Below are 548 nucleotides of genomic sequence, written 5' to 3' on the forward strand. Positions count from 1 at the left end.
CCGGTGGCGGTGCTGTTTTCGGGTCAGGGGTCGCAGCGTGCCGGGATGGGCGCGGATCTGCCGGGTCTGGACGAGGTCCGCCGGCACCTGGATGTCCACCTCGGTGACCGTATCGATGAGACGCAGTTCGCGCAGTCGGCGTTGTTCGCCGTGCAGGTGGCGACGTTCCGGCAGTTGGAAGCCTGGGGGCTGCGGCCGCAGCACCTCGGCGGTCATTCGATCGGTGAGCTCACCGCTGCGTATCTGGCTGGGGTGTGGGATCTGGAGGGTGCTTGCCGGATTGTGGAGGCTCGTGGCCGGTTGATGGCTTCGGCTCCGGCTGGTGGGTTGATGGCTGCGTTGGAGTTGTCGGAGGAGGAGGTTCGGCCGCTGCTGGTTGAGGGGCGGGTGGGTCTGGCGGCGGTGAACGGGCCGCGGTCGGTCGTGGTGTCCGGCGACGCCGATGCGGTCCGGGAGTTGGTCCAGGGCCGTAAGGCGAAGCTGTTGAAGGTGTCGCATGCGTTCCACAGCCATCACCTGGACGGCATGCTCGACGAGTTCCGGCAGGT

At 67.7% G+C, this 548-nt stretch carries 1 protein-coding gene; it reads left to right on the plus strand.

The features are described 5' to 3' along the window. Positions 1 to 45 precede the first annotated feature (45 nt). The coding region (locus tag IEZ31_RS55925) for an acyltransferase domain-containing protein (RefSeq protein WP_229837346.1) at positions 46 to 548 on the plus strand (503 nt) is incomplete at its 3' end.

Source organism: Dactylosporangium sucinum (assembly GCF_014647515.1).
Lineage (GTDB): Bacteria > Actinomycetota > Actinomycetes > Mycobacteriales > Micromonosporaceae > Dactylosporangium > Dactylosporangium sucinum.